Origin of the sequence: Achromobacter sp. SIMBA_011 (genome assembly GCF_046535435.1) — a bacterium.
Lineage (GTDB): Bacteria > Pseudomonadota > Gammaproteobacteria > Burkholderiales > Burkholderiaceae_B > Achromobacter > Achromobacter dolens.
Map to the genome: position 1 here is coordinate 1 of NZ_JAWRWN010000262.1, position 294 is coordinate 294.

Annotated in this window: 1 protein-coding gene; it reads right to left on the reverse strand. The window is 55.8% G+C overall.

What is annotated here, in order from left to right; genetic code table 11:
• Positions 1 to 294: TonB-dependent receptor domain-containing protein (locus tag SB816_RS30860; protein WP_410548101.1), on the reverse strand; the 294-nt coding region annotated here is incomplete at both ends.

Below are 294 nucleotides of genomic sequence, written 5' to 3' on the forward strand. Positions count from 1 at the left end.
GCGAGCGTATAGGCATAGGTCACGATGGCCTTCCATCGCGGCGTGATGTTGCCGGTGATGTCCAGCTCCACACCCTGACTGCGCTGCTTGCCGGTGAGCACTTCCAGCAATGGATTGGTGGGATCGGTCGTGAGAATGTGATTCCGGTTGATATTGAAAACCGCCAGATTTGCATTCAGGCGATCTTTAATCAGTTCCTGCTTCACGCCGATTTCGAATTGTTCCGCGACCTCCGCCGCATACGTGACGTTGCTGCCGCTGTGACCGACATTCGGTGCGTAACTACGGCTCCAG